We start from the raw sequence: 573 nt of genomic DNA on the forward strand, positions 1-573 counted from the left end.
AATCTGGGTGTTTCGAAAGCACTAAATGCGCAAGCTGAGTGTATTGCCACAACACGATTAAGATTTTGAGTGTAGGATTCGGCTCCTTTCGACGTTTATGTAGTAGAGGCGAGTGGTGAGTGACGCGCATTTCCAAGGGCAGTTTGAAGTCGAGTTAAAGTATCGAGTAAAAAATCATGATGCATTTTTAAACACGCTCAAACAGATTGAGCATGAAGTCATGTTCGAAAACAACCAAGAGTCAGATTGGTTTTACGATACCCCACAACGCACGCTTACTCAGCAGGGCAAGAGTTTAGTGCTCAGAGAAATTCAGCCTGCCGGCATCAAACTGTGGATTGTAAAAGGGCCAGAAGCTGACCGTTGTGAAGCAACAAATATCACTAAGTTAGATTCTGCTCAAAGTATGCTCGAAAACATGGGCTACGAAGTGATTCAACGCAGTAAGAAAATCAGAAGTATCTTCTTTGTCGGCGAGTTCCATATCACCTTAGATTTTCTCGATGGTTTTGGTCACTTTGCGGAGTTCGCTATTATGACCGATGACGAAACAGCATTGGCTCGCTATCGCGA

General features: G+C 43.6%; 1 protein-coding gene. It reads left to right on the forward strand.

Annotated features, from left to right (window positions below):
• Nucleotides 1-112: 112 nt before the first annotated feature.
• Nucleotides 113-573 (forward strand): class IV adenylate cyclase (locus R7Q48_RS29595; protein WP_318133940.1); only part of this gene is annotated, 461 nt, incomplete at its 3' end.

It is taken from the genome of Vibrio sp. 378 (genome assembly GCF_033339435.1).